The following is an 18556-nucleotide window of genomic DNA, read 5'->3' on the forward strand; positions in this document are numbered from 1 at the left end:
GTGTACGTGACGATAGCGCCAGGGGTACCCTGGACGTCTACCGTCATGCCAATGCCCTCGCAGATCGGTGTGTCCGCTGTAGTGATCTGGGCGGTTATTACATTTTCTGTAACAGTGGCCCCATCTGAAAGCGACTGTGAGCAGATAACAGTATTATCCGAGCCAACTATCCTTCCTTCTACCAATGTATAAGTAGTCGTTGCTGTCAAGAGACCTGAAAAAATATAGGTACCGCTTGTATCTAGAGTTACTGATTGTACAGTCCCTGCATTTATTCTATAATCTATGACCGCATTTGGTATTCCATTAATCGTAAACGTTACTTCTTGTCCGAGGCAAGCGGAAGAGGGAGATGCTGTTATGGTCGCATTCGGAACGGGATAAACTCTTAGGCTAAAATCGGTAATACTATAGCATTGGGAAGCATTATTTGTCACTCTCGCAAAAATCTGTTGCGGATTAGAAGTGTTGCTGATAATGTCTGGCAAAGGCAATATTTTATCAATAGCATTTGCTAATGTTGTGTGAAAAGTAATTGTATTGTTTGTCCTGTCAGGGTTAATAAGGTCTCTGTACGTATTGAGGTCAAAAATCCCTACATTAGGCGTAATGCTGCAGGTTCTTCTTTCTCCAATCGCATTGGCTTGCGGCGGCGTTGGAAAGGCGCCTCCATTTAACATAGCCGAACCGATCCATTCCAATTCAAAGCCACCATCGCCTTCCGGCCTGTCAATCGCAATATAATAGGATTGTCCTGCTACTACATTCAGCCATCGCACATAACCATTTCCGCTAGCTCCGGGACCTGCTTGAGTAGCTGTTGTACTTCCATACATTCCGGTATGGTTACTTGTCAATCCAGCCTCTCCTGGATTTGTTGTCGCGCATCGGATGGGACTTCCCAGATTGGAGCAGGGTCTATTTGGACCGAAGACCCAGAAATCATAGTCCACATTAATATCAGTATCCAAAGGTTTTAAGTTAAACCCTAAAGTTCCCGACTGGACAATATTAATTTTAAGCCAAATCGAATTGTGTTCGAGACCGCCACACCCAGACACTTCTTGAGTGTTGCCTATTCCTTCTGCATTTGACGTAAAATTGCCGTTACCGCATACCGTAATTGCATTGACGCAATCGTTCGGTTCTTGGGCACTGACGTAATTGCTGAAAATTACTAAAAGACCTATAATCAGAAACTTTTTCATCTTTAAATGGTGCAATTTTTGAAAAACCCAACAGCTAATCTTTGTATTTCAAAAGATTAGCTGCCAGGGAATTTGTATTTTTTTTAAGACTGTTTTGCCTTACTTTTTGATAATCATAAATTCAGAACGTCTGTTTTGTGCATTCTGCTCATCAGAACAATCGGCCTTGCAGTCGATTTTTGGCTCTGAACTACCAAATCCTTTCCCTGAAAGGCGTTCCTTGGCGATTCCTTTAGAAACCAGATACTGGACAGTAGCTTGTGCTCTTTGGTCTGAAAGCTTCAGATTATAAGCAACGCCACCTTTACTGTCTGTATGCGATTTCACAAAAATAACCATCGATTGATATTTGTTCATTACGGTAACCAGCTTGTCTAGCTCGCTGGCTCCCTGTTGGGTGATATTGCTCTTGTTGAATTCAAAATAGATGTTCTTTAGCAATACTTCTTTGTCGGTAATGATGACTTCTACTGGTTCTAGAGCCGCTTCAACAGTTGCTTTTCCTCCTTTAGCTTTGGCTATAGTGTAAGTCCCAGACTCATAGTCTTTTTTGGAAACTTGGAAAACATAGTCGGTATCGCATTCGACATCAAAGGAAGCTTCTCCTTTGGAATTGCTCTGCTTGGTCGCAATTATATTACGCTTGTTGTCCAAAATAGCAACGCTGGCATCAGGCAGCAATTGGCCCGTCTTACGATCCTTCACTACAGCTATGGCTTCTACCCTGCAGACTGGAACTGCTTTGATAATATTATCTACACCGTTTCTGTTGGATGAAAAATAGCCTTCATTTTTATTGGTATTAAAGCTGAATGAAAAATCATCTTTTTCACTGTTGACCGGTTTTCCGACGTTGACGGCTTCTTCGTTTTTAGCGATATCAGCTTTAAAAACATCCAATCCACCAAAGCCTTGTTTTCCGCTTGAAGCGAAATAAAGCACCGTATTGTCGCTGATAAAAGGGAAGCCTTCTTTTCCGGCCGTATTCACATTCGAACCTAAATTTTGCGGCTTGTCGTAATTATTTCCGTCGACGGTTACTTTCCATATATCTGAATCGCCGTGCCCTCCTGGCATATTAGATGTAAAATAGAGTGTCTTTCCGTCTTGGCTCAAGCTCGGGTGCGTTACAGAGTAATTTTTGCTGTTGAATGGCAGGGCTTGGATGTTGGTCCATTTTCCGTCAACTTTAGTTGCTTTGTATATTCCCTGTTGTCCGATTTTTACATTATTTTTTCTGTCTTTGTCGAAATTTCCGTCATTCAGACCATCTCTTGCAAAGAAGATTGTGTTTCCATCGGCGCTCACGGTTACAGGCCCATCATGAAAACTGGTATTCAGTTCGCTTACCGTTTTCGGCTCTGATAACGTACCATCGGCATTTCGGATGGATTGAAAAATATCTAAATACGGCTGCTTGACCCATTTGTCTGTCTTGTTCGAATTATTGCGGGTACTGACAAAGTATAAGATGTTATCGCTTGAGAGTACAGCTCCAAAATCGCTTTGGTCTTTGCTGTTGATAGTTGTCTCGCTTATATCGAATAACTTGTCCTTGCTAGCTAGGCTTGGAATATAATTTGGGTTTGCCTTATGGTCTTTTGCTCTCTGGTCGTTTGGAAGCAGGCTTGCAAATTTGTCCATTTGTTTGTTGGCTTCTTGGTATTTGCCTTGTGATTTCAGCGCCTGCGCAAAACGATAATAGGTTTCTGCGTCTTGGTTTGTCGCGACTGCCTTGGCATACCATTTTGAGGCTTCTTCCATATTAAAAACGTTGTAGTAGCTGTCGGCAAGCTGTTTGTAGACATGGCTATCTGCTTTCTTGCTTTCGGCCAGCTTCAGATATTCTTCTATCGCAGCTACGTACTGATAGCTGTCGTATAGGTTGTCTGCTTTTTCGGAACTTTTATTCTGCCCATAGCTCGACATAAGAGTTAAAAACAAACCTGCGGCAATGTATATTTTTTTCATTTTTATGCTCTTTTAGGTTAGAAATATCTTGGTGAAACGGATACTTTTTTCGGGAAATTCAAATCAAACAATAGCATTATCTCATGCGATGCCTGGGTCGTTAACTTCAAGTCTGAAATGATATGGTCATAAGCATAACCGATTCGGATATTTGGCGTTATGGCATAATTGACCATCCCTCCAAATGAATCGTCCAGACGATAGGTCGCTCCGATTTCAAAACGGTCATAGAACATCATGTTTGCAGAAACATCAAGGGATGTCGGTGCTTCAAAGGCAGATTTCAGCATGAATGACGGTTTGAATTTTGTGTTTTCTGATAAATCAAACACATAACCTCCCGTCAGGAAATAATGCTGTGTTTCTGAACCAAATTCATATTCTCTGCCATCGTCTTTTACATCCAGGTGCTTGCTTTTCAACATGTTCGGTACCGAAAGTGCAAGATAGTATTTCTGGGTATAATAAAAGAAACCTGTTCCTAAATTTAGAAAGGTATTGCTTGAATTTTCCCTAAAGGCTGGGTCATTTATATCTGGCACATGGCCGTTACCGATATCACTGAACAATCCAACTTTATGGAATGTGGCTCCAGCTTTTATTCCTAAAGCAAGACGGTGCTCGCCTCCTAAGTTTAACGTATAGGAGAAGTCTGCATAAACGTTATTTTCTTCTACAGGACCGATCTTGTCCGTAATTGCAGAAAGGCCTAATCCTACATTTCTTCCGACAGGACTGTGAATGGATAAGGTTCCTGTTTTTGGCGCTCCTTCGATATCTACCCATTGGGCACGGTATAGCAATCCGATGGCGAGATTTTCTTTAGAACCTGCATAGGCTGGATTCATTACGTTCATGTTATACATGTACTGCGTGTAATGAGGATCCTGCTGTGCCTGGGCGTCTATCATAATCATAAACGCAAAGGCTAATGTAAAATATATTTTTTTCATGTTTCTCTATATTTTTCTTTGATATAACAGGCTGCCTATTTTTTAGACAGGCAGCACTGTCATTACTTTTTATGATTATTAATATTCTCTATTGATATAAACCCATCCTGTTACGGTAGTTCCGTCTTGTTTTGAGATGCTATAGAAATAGGTCGCGTCTGGCAGTTCTTTTCCATCACTGCTTTGGCCATGCCATTCGTTGGTATAGTTTCCTTTAAACTTGTAGACTTCTTTACCATATCTATTGAAGATGCTGATATGTCTCACTCCCATTCCGCTCAAGTCGAAACTGTCGTTGAAGGTGTCGTTATTAGGAGAGATTCCTTTTGGTATCAGCTTGCATGAAGTACCATCAACCGTAAGACTAGCTGTATTTGAGCAAGAACCCGATGTTACAGCTACTGTAAATTCCATCGGCATCGTTGCATTTGGATGCTGTTCGATATATTCGTTTACGTTAAATCTGTCTGAATTTCCGCCTACCGTAAGTCCGTTATCATCTTTCCATGTATAACTTGCCGTATCTGGATTGAAAGAACCGTTTACAGGCACTGCAGTAAGCCACAATACTTGATCTACGCATTCTTTAGTTACTTCGGCTTGGATATTTTCGGTAATTGTAATCGTAAAATTACTGCTACCACCAAGATTACAAGTAGCTGTATTTGATGCTATTTCATACGTAATCTGATAGATTCCAGGCGTACTTTGTGAAATCGAAATTTCTCCTGTAACGGCATTGATTACTAATCCTGATAGGGCTCTAAAAACACCTCCTGAAGTAAATCCTGGCGCCAGTTCTGGCAAATCATTACTATTACTAGAGCAATAGGTTTCGTTATATGTAAAGCCTGTCACTGGAGTGGTTCCACTCGTCAATACAATAGTTGCTGTGAATTCTCCTTCTTCTGTACAAGTTGCCGTGTTCTGAGCTAACGTATATACAATCTGATGTGTTCCTTCTGTAGCTCCAGCAAGGCTGATCTCACCAGTTGTTGGGTTTACCGTAATTGTAGTCGAAGCAAATGTACCTCCTGTACTGAATCCTGTTGGCAATACTGGCAACGGATTTGCAGTTGAATTGATACAAGCATTATCATAGCTGAATGTTACTTGCGGCGCCACTAAAGCATTTATCGTAATGCTTTGTGTATGGCTTCCGCCTGTATTACAGCCTGATGGAGTAACATTGTATGTGATGCTATACGCTCCTGCTGGGCTATTTGCCAAATCAATCTCTCCGGTAGTGGTATTTATAACCAAGCTTCCAGTAGCCTCAAAAACACCTCCTACATAGAAATCCTGAGCCAAGGTTGGCAGTGGATTCGCTTCGGCTTTGCAATACGAAGCTTGATAGGTGAAGTTTGTCACTGGCACTGTATTCTGGTCTATTTGTACTTGGAAACTACTGTTTCCTGCATCTGTACACGTAGCGGTATCTGAATTCAAGTTATAAGTTATAGTATGGTTTCCAGCTGTTGCTGTTGCCATATCGATTTCTCCTGTCAGCGGGTTTACAGAAAGTGTTTCCGATCCGAATGTACCTCCTGCAGTAAAACCTGTACCCAATGCAGGCAAAAGATTTGTATTGTTCAAACATACTGGTGTTTGGTATGTAAAATCAACTCCAGGAGCTATAGCTGGTTCAATCGTAATAGAGACTGTGTTTTCTCCAGCATCTGTACAGCCTATCATTCCGATAGCGTATTTAACACTGTACGTTCCTGATGTACTTGCGCTCAGGTTTATTTCTCCTGTTGTCGTATTGATACTTAATCCCTCTGGCGTAGCGTCGAAAGTTCCTCCTGTTGTAAAACCTGGATTCAAAGTAATAATCGGATTGGCTCCAAGAATACAATAGCTTGTATCATCATATAAGAATCCGACTTCAGCAGCCGTTCTTTCGCTTACCGTTACATTAATTGCAACTCTAGGACCTTCGCAACCGTTAGTATCAACATTGCTCACATAATAGGTCGTTGTTCCAACAACATCTGTTTCTGGCGTAGGGGCCGTTAAAGTACCTGTTCCGCCTACTTCGTCTGTATACCATTTTAATGTATAGTTTTCAGTCGGCGTAGCAGTCAATGGTTGAGAAACAGCGTTTAGGCAATACTCAACTGGACTTACGACTGTTGGTACGTCGCTGAATCCATTATAAGTAACTGTTATGCTTTTATCACAATATCTTGTTTTCCAATAGAATGTATAGGTTCCAGGCGTATTAAATCCTGAAATTGTTGTTGACTTATTGTTCGGGCTTTCGATAATCGCTTGTGCAGGATTATTTTCAGCTGCAGACCATGAACCAATGCCTTGTGCCTCTAATAATGTAGAAGTTTCGTGGCAGGCAAGCGTAACAGATTCGGTTTCTATATTGGTGTTTGCAACAATACTAACGGCATCTAAAATATTTCCGATCGCATTATCTTTTGACCTGAAAACAAATCGCGTTACTTCTTGGCCAGCAGGAACATCATAGGTTCCTTCATAAAAATTCCATGAAAGCGTACCTAAATGGTCTTCAACCAATACAAACGGACCTGAAGGCGGACCTGCAAGCAATTGTAAAGAACTGTTGCTACCTCTTGCAGAATGCGCATAACTATATTTAAACTGCGTAATCTCTGAACTGTCAAGATCTTGGAACGTTCCTTTGACATTTACAAGATCCGAAGGATTAGTAGGTTCATCGGAGTCAGGTCCAAGCACTTGGATGACCTGACCACCTTCGTAAGGCATATAACCGTCTATTCCTAATGCATTTCCGAAGAAAAAGTCAGTATAGAGTTCTGTATCTTCTTCTGTGAAATTGCTTCTCCAAGCCGGTACCATATTTTGGGAGTAGAAATTACCCAATCCGAAATCGGCTTCTGGTCTCTCAAAACCTCCATTGACAATGTCCATTGCGCAAAGATCCTGTGGCGTTGTGATACAAACATCAAATGTGCAAGCATTAGGCGCTATATCGTTTAACGTTGCTCTTACTTTGTAAGTTGCTCCTACTTCCAGTTCGGTACTGTAAGCCATCACGATTACATTATTGTAAGTACAAACCATTTCTTCTAAACCTGTACCTCCAACTTTGTATAATGTCAACGTAATTTTTGGCGACACCTCATCTGCGTTATTACCCGATTGATAACGGTTTTTTGCTGAGAAGTTACTTAGTTCTAGTACATGTACTTTTGAAGTAGCCACAAACTCAAACCAGACATCTCCTCTATTGACACCGCTACAGCTCATTGGCTCGGCAGAAACCGTTGCAGCGATAAAGCTGGCTTTAGTAACCGATTGTCCGCAAGCTGCAGTTGCATTTACAGGTATAGTGATTGCTCTTGAAGCATCGTCGTTTCTTACAAATTTCTTAGGTCCTGACCAGTAACTAGTGTTATTAGTACCGCAGACAGCTCTTACAAAAAATTCGTACGTACCAGCTGTCAAATTGGCGAAATCAGAGGCCAGTGGTGTATAAGAAGTCGTGGTAACTACTGTTCCAGATTGTGGCAGCGTACCATTATTGAGTGGCTGTATGCCTACTTCCCATTGTGTTTCTGTACCGCCAGCTGTCCAAGAAAGTACGCCTGTTTGGCTTACTGCAAGGTTTGTTGGTTGCGGACAGGTAATTACTCCGCAAATTGCCAAACCTCTATATATGGTGCTTCTTGGTGTTATAGTTCCTAAGTCACCTGTCCAGATTGTATTTCCTTCTGAATCTTTTACTTCAACTAAAGCACCAGGGTATTGGCCAGGAGCAGTACCAACTGAATCCCAGAACAATGAAAATTCAACTCCAGTGCATAAGAATACCGTAAAATCTACAGGAGCAGGAGTTTCGTTCCATGGCCCGGTTGGGAATTCAAGCGTTTGGAGTTTCACTCCGTTTTGCATTACGTCAATTCCTCCGCCAACACCTGATGAACCGGCACCGCTTAAAGTGATTGTATATTCGCAGAGATTCTCGAAACTGCATCTTGTGTTAAATTCAAATGGTCCAATCCATTCGCTTTTTTCAGTAGCACTACATACAGATCTTACATAGTACTCATATCTTATCGCTGGCGTAAGGCCTGTCGCTGTATAAGGGTTTGAAGATGTATTGTGCAAATATTGTGCATCTCCGTCACCAACAGGAGCTGGCAATTCTTCTGGCTGAACATATACATCCCAAGATGTTTCCGTACCGTTAGAATCCCATGAAATCTTAGCTTCGGTATCGATAATATCGCTAACCGCAAGATTGTTAGGTGCTGGACATGATGGTATATCTTCGATAACCACTTTGTCTAATACCAGCATCTGCCCTCTATAACCCCATGGATTAGGGTCTTTTTGAGGAATATGCCATGCGATATTTATATTGCCTGTAACACCAGCCGGAAGGTTTATTACTTTTTCCTTCCATTCTGGATTGTTAAGCGGCGGAACATCTTCATAATCTACTTCGTATAATACTGTTGTAAACTGAGCAGGCTCAATTCCAGTAGTCGACAGCCTTACTGCAAGGTCTTCTTGAAAATCTGATCCAAGAACTCTATAGTAATAGCGCAGGCGCTGGCCAGCTCTCACTGTTATCGTAGGCGAAATAAGCCAATCGTTGTTATTACCGTTAGAACCTGTAAACATTACCGCTGCATGCTCGCCTTCGTAAGGATTTAGCGTCATGTTAAGGTTCCATTCAAAAGTATCGGCATTGCCGTTGACTACTCTCCAGCATTCTTCTGATGGAGAACCTGGGTTGAATGTTTCAGTAAATGGCGTGGTAAAGGCTGTACATAAAGTCGTAAATACAAAAGGGCCAACCCATTCGCTTTGTTCAGTGATACTGCAATACGCTCTTACGTAATATTCATATTGTGTATTAGGCTGTAATGGATCTGTGGCATACGCAGTATTGGTATTTGTCAGGTCTCCGTTCACTGTTGGAATACCCAAACCTGCGGCTTGTACCACAACCTGCCACTGAGTTTCTTCATAACCAGGAGTCCAAGTTAAAACAGCTGCATTTTGTGTAATATTAATGGCTTTAAGTTCTGATGGAGCTGGACATGCCGGAGCATCTTCCACTTTTACATCATCAATATGCATTACTGAGGTACCTCCTGCTATGGAGAACGATGGCGGTACCCTGAAAGCGATGTATACAGGACCGTTGGCATTGATATAAAGAGATTTTTCGATAAAATCGGTATTTGTAAATTCCATCAGCGGCATGACAACTGTAAAGCTCGCTGGATCTGTGTTTGTAGTAGACATCAAGACTTCTACTCCATATCTCGGATTTGGGAAGAAAGGACTCAAAGCTGCTCTGTATTTGAACTTTAACGCTTTTGTACCTACAACATTGATCGCTGGAGAGATAAGCCAGTCATCATAGGATGCCGTAGGAAAAGGAAAGCCCCTGCCTTGAATTGCGGCTACTGTATTGTCTAAACGCCAAGTAGTACCGTCTGAATTAGCATCAGCAAAACTCCAGCATGATCTGTGCGCGTTTGCATCTGTAATATCAAAGCTCTCGTAAAAAGGCGTATCAAAAACACCGCATACTGTAGTGAAATAAAATGGCCCGGCCCAATTGCTTTGCTGTGTTGATGAACAATACGCTCTTACGTAATATTCATATTGTGTTGCGTGGGTAAGATCTTCGGCTGTATATTCAGGATCATCGATAAGTTCTCCTGTTCCAGTTGGTATGCCTGTGTCTTTTAGCTGTACTACGATCTGCCATTGTGTTTCTGCATCGCCAGCAGTCCATGAAAGATCAGCTGTAGTTGTAGTAATATTTTCTGCTACTAGAAGGATAGGATCCGAGCATTCAGGCTTATCTTCTACTACAACATCATCTATAAAAAAGTTATATGCCGTTTCTCCTATTTCTGGGTGAACATAAAATGCAAAATTTATATTTCCTGTTATCGATTCTGGTATATTGATGATTTTTTCCAGCTGATCGTTATCCGTATCGATTATTTGCGAAGGCAATAATACCGTGGTAAAATCTCCTTGTGCTATTCCTGAAGTAGATAAAACCACAGAAAAGCGTACCGCCCCACCTGAAGTTGAATATTTAAACTTAAGTCTTTTAGGAGTCGTGCCAAGGTTAATGATAGGAGAAATCATCATATCATTGTTTTCTCCTTGTCTGTCTCCTGCTCTTAGCCTAATATTATCGAACGATCCTGTCCATTTGCTGCCATCGTTATTGATATCTAAAGGAATCCAACATGGCACTGGGCTAGCTGCTCTAGCTCCAGTAAATGGTTCAACATACGGAGTATTGAACAAACATTGAGTAGCAAATCGATACGGATTACTCCAATTGCTCGGAACTCCACCGCACACAGAACGGACGTACAAATCATACGATGTTCCTGCAGCTAATCCGCTATTTATCAGATTGTCAATATTGGTATTCGTTGACGTTCCTGAACCAGTTGGAATACCTGCTCCTGCGTCTCGTACCACATATTCCCATGAGTTTGCCAAATTACCTACATTATCCCAAGATACCGAAACACTATCTGTTGTCAGGTCTTCAAGGGTAAATGTAGCAGGTGGTGCACAGGTAGCAAAACTCAATTCGAAAGTGAAGCACACACTTGCATCTGAATCGAATGTTGTCGAAATCACGATAATATACGTATGCCCAGCTTCTACATATAAATTAGAAATATATTTGGGAACATTTGTTTCGGTAGTATTCAATCCTGCGATACAGCTTACACCTACATCGGCACAATCTTCATAGACAAATACTCCTGTAATTGCATTTCCAAAACATCCTGATCCTTGCGAATACGGAAGCGTAAGTTGTTTTATATTGACCAAACCATTCTGAGTCGGCGTATACGAAAAGAAAGCTTTTGATCCATTAAGGAAGTTTCCTGTTGTTGAAGGCGACAAACAGCCTGTGCCTTGAGTTGTATAACTTGTCGGATTATCTGCAAAAAGATTTAGATTGCTTGAAAGCGTATAAGGTGTCGTAGTAAAAGGAATCACTATCGGCGTACTGCAAGACAATCCTAATATTTTTGTCCTGAAAGTAAAAGGTCCGGCCCATGAGCTTGCCGTATTGGCATCACAAATAGCCCTGATATAAACATCATACGAAGTATCAGCAGCAAGTGAAGGCGGCGAATAAGAATTCGAAACGCTTACGCCAGTAGCTGCAGGAGTAGTTCCTTGTAACACGACTTGGATTTCAAAATCGGTAGCCGTCGGATGCGTCCATGACAGGTTTGCGCTATTTGAGGTGATATTGCTTGCCGAAAAATCAGTTTGGTTTACTTTTAGGCACGACTCAATTACCCTAACGTTATCTATAAACCAGGCATCACCACTAGGCGTTGCTCCTGTTTGCGTGTTTATAACTACAAATGCGATGTATACAGGCAATCCGACAGGCACATCTGAAGGGATTTCGACTATTTTTTCTTCGTAGGCAGTCTGCGAACCAACATTAAGATCCGCTTCCGTCCATGACTTTAATACTACCGAATATCCAGCGGGATCGTTTTGAGACGCCGTGGATAACCTGATCTGATAGATTGCCCCGTTATTTACGGCACTTGATTGTTTTGTAAAAAAACGTATCTCTCCATGTTCAGGAATTGGAACAGGTGGAGTCGCTAAAAAATATTGCGCCGTAGTACCAGCTCCGATATTTTCTGAGCTTGGGTCTATAAAAGCGGCTTTCGTTCCTTGATAGCTATCTGAGGTAATGCCCCAATTTAATGTACCGTTGACCCTAAAAGATTGCCATGGCGGGATAGGCATGCCGCTTTCAAATGTCTCTGTAGCCATTTGAGCATAGCTGCCCATCGACATAAAGAATAAAAGCAAGGGGATAACGGTTCTTTTTCTAATACTATTATGTATTAGCCAATTCTGAATTTTGGAATAGGATCGATAACGATTAATCAGCAACAGAAGCTGACATATTATCGAGGTAAATAGTAATTCTTTTCTCATAAGTCATTACATTTTTCAGTTAGTGTTTCGTCATAAAAATAGGGACTCTTACTAACGTATTTTGAAAAATGTCTTTGCTATTTACCGAAATTTGAAAGGCTAAAACAAAATTTAAAATATTATAAATCAAACAATTAACTATAAAAATTCAAATGATTCGCCTAAACAGATTTTACTCTTGAGTTTTGAAGATTTTCAATAGTTTTGTTTAATTTTAATATATTTTTTTTGTTTTTTCTAAGTAATATAATGAAAAATATAACAACTAATATTATTACTATTAAAGTTGTTAGGATATAATAATTGTATTTATAAATTTCTGTTTTAAGATTTTTATTTTGAGTTTTATATCCTTCAGTAATTAGATTATTGATGGATTTTCGTTCTGATTCTTTGACCTTTAATTGTGTTTCTAAATAACGAGCATGAAATATCTTGTAGTTTTCCCAATCATTAACCGCCAGATAATTTTCTACAAGACCATTATAGATTCCTCTGTTCAGGACTAAATCTCCGACGTCATGTGATATTTTGTGCGCTTCTTCAAGTTCTTTTATGGCATCTCTATACCTACCTTCTAAAGTATAGACTTCTGCCAAGCCTTTTTGAGCGAAGGCCTGAAGACTTTTAGCTTTTATGCCTTTTGCGATTACAATAGCTTCTAAAAAGCTTTTCTTCGCGGCTTCATTGTCTGATAGCAGAATATAGCAGTTTCCTTTGTTATAATTAGCGATGCTTAAATTGGCATTTACTATGGAATTCTTCACATTAGCAAGTTCCGCTATCCCTTTATTAAAAAAATTAATGGCAATGTCGCAATTCAGTTTTTCTTTATAAATAAATCCTCTCACGATATAATTTCTTCCGAGATGGAGCCGCACCGAATCTTTAACTGGATAAGCCAGACACAGCTTTTCCGCTTCATTCAGGTATTGTATGGCCTCATCATAAATCATCAACTGTTGGTATTGGATTGCCATTTTATTGACAATCTTAATTTTCAAGATCGGGTCGTCGATCTGGCCGGACAGATGGTTTGCCTGGATTACATATTCTAATGATTTCTGATAGTCTCTTTTTGAAGAATAAGCATCGGCAACCAACATCAGCCCTTTTATCTTCGTCTTGACATCGTCTTTAGAATTGGCTATGATCGATTTACCGACCAACAGAGCTTTATCAGGATTTTCATAGATTTCCAAAGTACTGGCCTTGACGATGCTGTCTATGTTCTTGGTCTGCGCCACAACTGTAGTACAGCATAGCGTAACCATGCTTACAAGAAAGGTAAAAAAAGAGTAGCGGTTATGCATGGCTATTTATTTTTTCTTGTTTTTTGGCTTCTGTTTCTTCTTTTAAAAGCTCGATAAAAGTTCCTGGCGCTATTCCTGTGATCGATTTAAATACCGTAGCAAAGCTGCTATGGGATGAAAAACCGCTCTTTTCAGCTAAATAGCTGATTTTATAGTGCATGTAATTTGGGTCTCCTTTCAGCTTTTCGATAATAAAATTGATACGCAGTTTGTTGATATACGTATTGAAATTGTCTTGGTAATGCTTGTTGATTATCTCCGACAAATATTTGGTATTCGTATCAAATTGCCCTGCCAAGACAGCGAGCGACATTTCTTTATTGGTGTATCTGACGGAATTCTCGAAACGTTTTAATTTTGCCAGTATAATCTGTTCGGTCTCCACTGGAATGGCAATTTTTTTGTTCGTTTCTTTCTTCTCCGGATGCAGCTTGACCGTATTATTCGTGCTTATTTCTAGATAGCTGATAATTTCTTTTAAACGTTTTTTCTTGATGTTGCCCTTCAGCCAAAGTAAAAACCCAGCAATCAAAACAAAAATGAAGAGACCTATAGCTACATAAAAATAATCTGCATGTCGATTCTTTGCTTTTTGAAATTCGGCTTCCTGTTCTTGACTGATTAAATTATAAGCGGAGTTGACAGCTTCTTGCTCAGTATTCTCTACATAGCTATGCAGTTTCAGGAATTCATTATCCGTTAACTGATGATTTTCTTTATCATTCAGCGCCAAATAATTGATGCTCAGCTGCCTGTCTATTACTTTGAGAAGGGCATCATTACGCAGTTTTTTTGCCATTTTCATAGATTGCATCAACGTATCGATAGCTCTTGCGTGCTGCTTTTCTTGAAAATAGACAAGACTCAGTTCATTGAGTATTGTTATTGCATTTAGAAGATTAGGATTTGCTACTTTGTTTGGCAATTGTTGCGCTCTTTTTAGATAATACGATGCAGAATCTAATTCGGCCAGACCGACATATGCTTTTCCTTTTGCAATAGTAAAGTCTTGTTGCAAGGAACTGTCTTTTTCTAAAATGGATTTGTATTTGCTCCCGACTTTGTGTAGCTGCTCGAGTGCTTTTTGGTAGCTCTGCCTGTCAAGATACATCCCAGAATTGCAGATCAGTATCTTGGCTTCAAAAAAACCTTTGTCTTCTTTTGATTTTAAATTGGGGATAATTCTGGAAGCTTCTTCAAGACATTTTTTTGCCTGATTGTCAAGATACAACGTTTTTAATAACTGTGCTTTGAAGAGTAATATTTTGATCGTTTCATCTTTTCCTGCATTATCCGAGTATTTTCCTGCTTCAAATGCGTTAATAACTGAATTGTTATAGTCGCCTTTTGCCCAATAGCTTTCGGCCATCAGAAGGTAAAATTTTGTTTTTTGAGCATCGGATTGTGTATTCCTGAGTAGGTATTCGCCAATTTTTAAAGCTTCGTCCGGACTCGAACTCACCAACTCATACGCCTTATCCAGTAGAGCTTCATTTTGAGCTGAAGATTGACAATAGGCACTATTTCCCCATAAGCAAATTGCCGTGGCAAGCAGTAAACAGATATAGTGGCGACAGATTTTCATTTAGCCTATTCTAAATTGAGGTTTTCCGTAAAAAAACACTTTTTACAAATATATCCTCTTTTCTCTTATTTTGGGAAATATAGAAGCATAATCACAAATCCCTTGTGAAATTATTTAAAAAAAGCCGCTAAACAGTATTTAGCGGCTTTTTTTAGTCTTTTCTCCATTTTTTAGTTTCTTCAAAAACATGCTCCAAAATCTTAGCCTCTTTTTCATCAAACTCGACATTCCGTCTAGACATCACTATTTTGGCGGTCTCAAAGGCCTTTTTGGTAATATAGGTCGTAAATCCTGAAGCTCCGCCCCAAGAAAAACTCGGCACAAAGTTCCTTGGAAAACCACTACCAAAAATATTAGCGCTCACGCCTACAACTGTCCCTGTATTAAACATGGTATTAATTCCGCATTTGCTATGGTCGCCCATCATCAGTCCGCAAAATTGCAAGCCGGTTCTTGCAAAGCCTTCTGTTTCGTAGCTCCACAATTTCACTTCCTCATAATTATTCTTGAGATTGGAGTTATTACTATCAGCTCCTATATTACACCATTCTCCCAAGACAGAATTCCCTAAGAATCCATCATGTCCTTTGTTAGAATATGCAAAAAGAACCGAATTGCTGACTTCTCCGCCAATTCTTGAAAACGGTCCTACAGTTGTAGCTCCATATACTTTAGAAGCTAGCTTTATCTGAGCTCCTTCACACAAGGCAAATGGCCCTCGAATGACAGAACCTTCCATGATTTCAGAGTTCTTTCCGATATAAATCGGTCCTGTAGAAGCATTTAGAGTGACAAATTCCAGCTTGGCTCCTTCTTCAATAAAGATATTTTCTGGCGAAATTACATTGACGCTTTTCGGGATAGGCTGTGAAACTCTATCTTCTGTCAGCAGTTCAAAATCCTCACGGATTGCGGTATCATTTTTCTTGAAAATATCCCAAGTATGCTCGATTGTAAGGCAATCGTCGTTGTATTCTATTATTTCGTAATTGTCAAAATCAACTTCTTCTTGGCTGTCTTCGGAAAAAAAAGCAATTACTTCTTCACCTTTAAAAATAGCCTGATTTTTCTCTAACGACTTTACCATTTCGGCCAAAACTTCATTAGGAAGAAAAGAGGCATTGATCATGATGTTTTCCTCCATTTCTACCATCGGGAATTTTTCCATCAAGTATTCTTCCGTCAGGCTGGTGGTCGTATAGCCAAGGTATTTTTCCCACTTTTCACGAATGGTCAGAATCCCTACACGAATATCGGCAACAGGGCGGGTAAATGTAAAAGGCAATAAGGCGTTTCGAACGGTTCCGTCAAAAAGTATGTAGTTCATCTTGTTTAGTTTATAGTTGATAGTTATTAGTTGATAATTTTAAATCTGTGATTTTGGATTTTTGATTTTAGACTTAGGAACTCAAGACCTTAGGAACTTTGCTCCTTAAAATCTTAGTCTCTTAGAACCTTAACTCCCCAAAGTTACAAAGTAAAAAGAATAAATTGCAAATAAAAAAGCCTCCCGATATGGAAGGCTTTTTCTTATTTTGAAACAAGCAAAAATTATTTTGCGTGTTTAGCGTATTTCGTTTTGAATTTGTCGATACGTCCTGCAGTATCAATCAATTTAGACTTACCTGTGTAGAAAGGGTGAGATGTTCTTGAGATCTCCATTTTTACAACCGGATATTCAACTCCTTCGTGAATGATTGTTTCTTTTGTTTCAGCTGTAGATTTAGTGATAAAAACATCTTCGTTAGACATGTCTTTAAAAGCAACTAATCTGTAATTCTCTGGGTGAATTCCTTTTTTCATCTTATTTGATTTTATTCGATTTAATTATAATTTGTCTTGAAGCTTTTCATATTGAAAAGGTATAAACTCCTTATAACTTTTTAATTTTTAAACTTTTATTATTTTGAGTCTGCAAATTTACAATTATTTTTCAATAAACAAATCTTTCCTTCTCTTTTTTTTTCTAGTATTATGAATTGATTTTTAGCGTAGTGTAAATGCGGATTTCTTATATTTGTAGATTAATTCTTAAATAGAGAAAAAATGAGCGAAATTACATCTCCTGCTAAATCGGCAGTTCAATATGGATTATTTTTTGGAGTAATTATAATTTTAGAATTTGTGATTCCTTATGTAATGGGACTAGATCTAATAAAAAATCAAGCTCTTGGATTAATAATCAACCTATTGAATTATTTGGTCCTGCCTATTTTATTTATAAGTTTAGCAATAAATAATTTCAAAAAGAACATCAATAACGGCTTCCTTTCTTTTGGTCAAGGATTAAAAGCAGGAGTTTCAGTAACTACAATAGCAGGTTTACTATCAGCAGTATTTATGATTATCTTCTTTCTGATATTCCCAGAATACGGACAAGAAATCTTAGAAAAAACAAGAGAAGTGATGGTTGAAAAAAATCCTAACATGACTCAAGAGCAACTAGACATGTCGATTTCAATGATGGAAAAATTCACTAAACCGTATATTGTTGCCCCTTTTACAGTAGCCATGTATGCTTTTCTTGGCTTAATTTATTCACTTATAATTAGTGCAATTCTAAAAAATGACAAGCCGCAAGGTTACTAATAAATGAATCTATCCATTATTATCCCTCTTCTCAACGAAGAAGAATCTTTAAAAGAATTACAGCAGTGGATCGAAAAGGTCATGACTGCTAGCAATTTCTCCTACGAAGTCATTTTTATTGATGATGGCAGTACCGATAATTCATGGCCAATTATTGAGGAACTGTCAAAAGAAAACCAAAACATAAAAGGAATCCGTTTTTTGCGGAATTACGGAAAATCCCAGGCTTTGCACGCCGGTTTTGCAAAAGCACAAGGCGATGTCATCATTACGATGGACGCTGACTTACAAGACAGTCCGGATGAGATTCCTGAATTATACTCGATGATTATCGACCAGAAATACGATTTAGTTTCTGGCTGGAAGAAAAAACGTTTCGACTCAGTCGTTTCTAAGAACCTTCCTTCCAAATTATTCAATTGGGCCGCCCGAAAAACCTCTGGCGTAGCACTGAATGATTTTAACTGTGGATTGAAAGCTTACAAAAAAGTGGTTGTCAAAAACATTGAAGTTTCTGGCGAGATGCATCGCTACATCCCCGTATTGGCAAAAAATGCTGGATTTGCAAAAATCGGCGAAAAAATCGTAGTACACCAGGCTCGAAAATACGGTTCCACGAAATTTGGCATGGAGCGCTTCATCAACGGTTTCTTAGACCTCATCACGATCTGGTTTCTTTCCCGATTCGGAAAAAGACCGATGCACTTGTTTGGAGCATGGGGCGTCGTAATGTTCTTGATTGGCTTTTTATCAGCCGGATATATCGGTTTCATGAAGCTTTACAGGCTTTATGACAAACAATCTACCATATTAATTACGGACAATCCTTGGTTTTATATCGCTTTAACTACCATGATTATCGGAACACAGCTGTTCTTAGCCGGCTTTTTAGGCGAAATAATACTAAGAACCAAAAATAACGAGGAACGTTATAAGGTTTCTAAAGAAATAAATCTTTAAATTTAA

Annotated in this window: 9 protein-coding genes and 1 pseudogene; 2 read left to right on the forward strand and 8 right to left on the reverse strand. The window is 39.4% G+C overall.

The features are described 5' to 3' along the window. The 8 genes and pseudogenes from CLV94_RS11430 to CLV94_RS11465 form a co-directional block, all read right to left on the reverse strand. Positions 1-1208 (reverse strand): annotated as a pseudogene (locus tag CLV94_RS11430) (hypothetical protein); the annotation flags it as partial. Positions 1209-1307: 99 nt separating this feature from the next. After that, the gene (locus tag CLV94_RS11435) at positions 1308-3179 is read right to left on the reverse strand and encodes an OmpA family protein (RefSeq protein ID WP_121376638.1); all 1872 of its coding nucleotides are present in this window, start codon (positions 3177-3179) and stop codon (positions 1308-1310) included. A 17-nt stretch (positions 3180-3196) separates the two neighbouring features. Next, complete coding sequence (locus CLV94_RS11440; RefSeq protein ID WP_121376639.1) at positions 3197-4132, reverse strand: PorP/SprF family type IX secretion system membrane protein; 936 nt, start codon at positions 4130-4132, stop codon at positions 3197-3199. Positions 4133-4210: 78 nt separating this feature from the next. Further along, positions 4211-11935: a choice-of-anchor J domain-containing protein gene (locus CLV94_RS11445; protein ID WP_211331196.1), complete on the reverse strand. Its 7725-nt coding sequence runs from the start codon at positions 11933-11935 to the stop codon at positions 4211-4213. A 329-nt stretch (positions 11936-12264) separates the two neighbouring features. Beyond that, on the reverse strand, positions 12265-13416 hold the full coding sequence (locus tag CLV94_RS11450) for a tetratricopeptide repeat protein (RefSeq protein WP_121376641.1): 1152 nt from the start codon (positions 13414-13416) through the stop codon (positions 12265-12267). After that, positions 13409-15001 carry a helix-turn-helix domain-containing protein gene (locus CLV94_RS11455; protein WP_121376642.1) on the reverse strand — a complete coding sequence of 531 codons (1593 nt, stop codon included), beginning with the start codon at positions 14999-15001 and terminating at the stop codon, positions 13409-13411. Before CLV94_RS11455 ends, CLV94_RS11450 begins: the two co-directional genes overlap by 8 nt. Before the next feature lie 151 nt (positions 15002-15152). Continuing rightward, on the reverse strand, positions 15153-16328 hold the full coding sequence (locus CLV94_RS11460) for a GlmU family protein (RefSeq protein ID WP_121376643.1): 1176 nt from the start codon (positions 16326-16328) through the stop codon (positions 15153-15155). A gap of 224 nt (positions 16329-16552) precedes the next feature. Then, positions 16553-16804, reverse strand: coding sequence for a type B 50S ribosomal protein L31 (locus tag CLV94_RS11465; RefSeq protein WP_121376644.1), 252 nt, complete (start codon positions 16802-16804; stop codon positions 16553-16555). A gap of 243 nt (positions 16805-17047) precedes the next feature. Between CLV94_RS11465 and CLV94_RS11470 the strand changes: the two genes are divergently transcribed. Further along, complete coding sequence (locus tag CLV94_RS11470) at positions 17048-17590, forward strand: DUF4199 domain-containing protein (protein WP_121376645.1); 543 nt, start codon at positions 17048-17050, stop codon at positions 17588-17590. A 3-nt stretch (positions 17591-17593) separates the two neighbouring features. Further along, positions 17594-18550 (forward strand): glycosyltransferase family 2 protein, encoded by a 957-nt coding sequence (locus CLV94_RS11475; protein WP_121376646.1) that lies wholly within the window; start codon positions 17594-17596, stop codon positions 18548-18550. The last annotated feature ends 6 nt before the right edge of the window (positions 18551-18556 follow it).

The organism is Flavobacterium endophyticum (assembly GCF_003634455.1).
GTDB classification, from domain to species: domain Bacteria; phylum Bacteroidota; class Bacteroidia; order Flavobacteriales; family Flavobacteriaceae; genus Flavobacterium; species Flavobacterium endophyticum.

Coding starts and splice junctions, on each gene's coding strand:
- CLV94_RS11435 (WP_121376638.1), bottom strand. CDS start 3,179: ATGAAAAAAATATACATTGCCGCAGGTTTGTTTTTAACTCTTATGTCG.
- CLV94_RS11440 (WP_121376639.1), bottom strand. CDS start 4,132: ATGAAAAAAATATATTTTACATTAGCCTTTGCGTTTATGATTATGATA.
- CLV94_RS11445 (WP_211331196.1), bottom strand. CDS start 11,935: ATGGCTACAGAGACATTTGAAAGCGGCATGCCTATCCCGCCATGGCAA.
- CLV94_RS11450 (WP_121376641.1), bottom strand. CDS start 13,416: ATGCATAACCGCTACTCTTTTTTTACCTTTCTTGTAAGCATGGTTACG.
- CLV94_RS11455 (WP_121376642.1), bottom strand. CDS start 15,001: ATGAAAATCTGTCGCCACTATATCTGTTTACTGCTTGCCACGGCAATT.
- CLV94_RS11460 (WP_121376643.1), bottom strand. CDS start 16,328: ATGAACTACATACTTTTTGACGGAACCGTTCGAAACGCCTTATTGCCT.
- CLV94_RS11465 (WP_121376644.1), bottom strand. CDS start 16,804: ATGAAAAAAGGAATTCACCCAGAGAATTACAGATTAGTTGCTTTTAAA.
- CLV94_RS11470 (WP_121376645.1), top strand. CDS start 17,048: ATGAGCGAAATTACATCTCCTGCTAAATCGGCAGTTCAATATGGATTA.
- CLV94_RS11475 (WP_121376646.1), top strand. CDS start 17,594: ATGAATCTATCCATTATTATCCCTCTTCTCAACGAAGAAGAATCTTTA.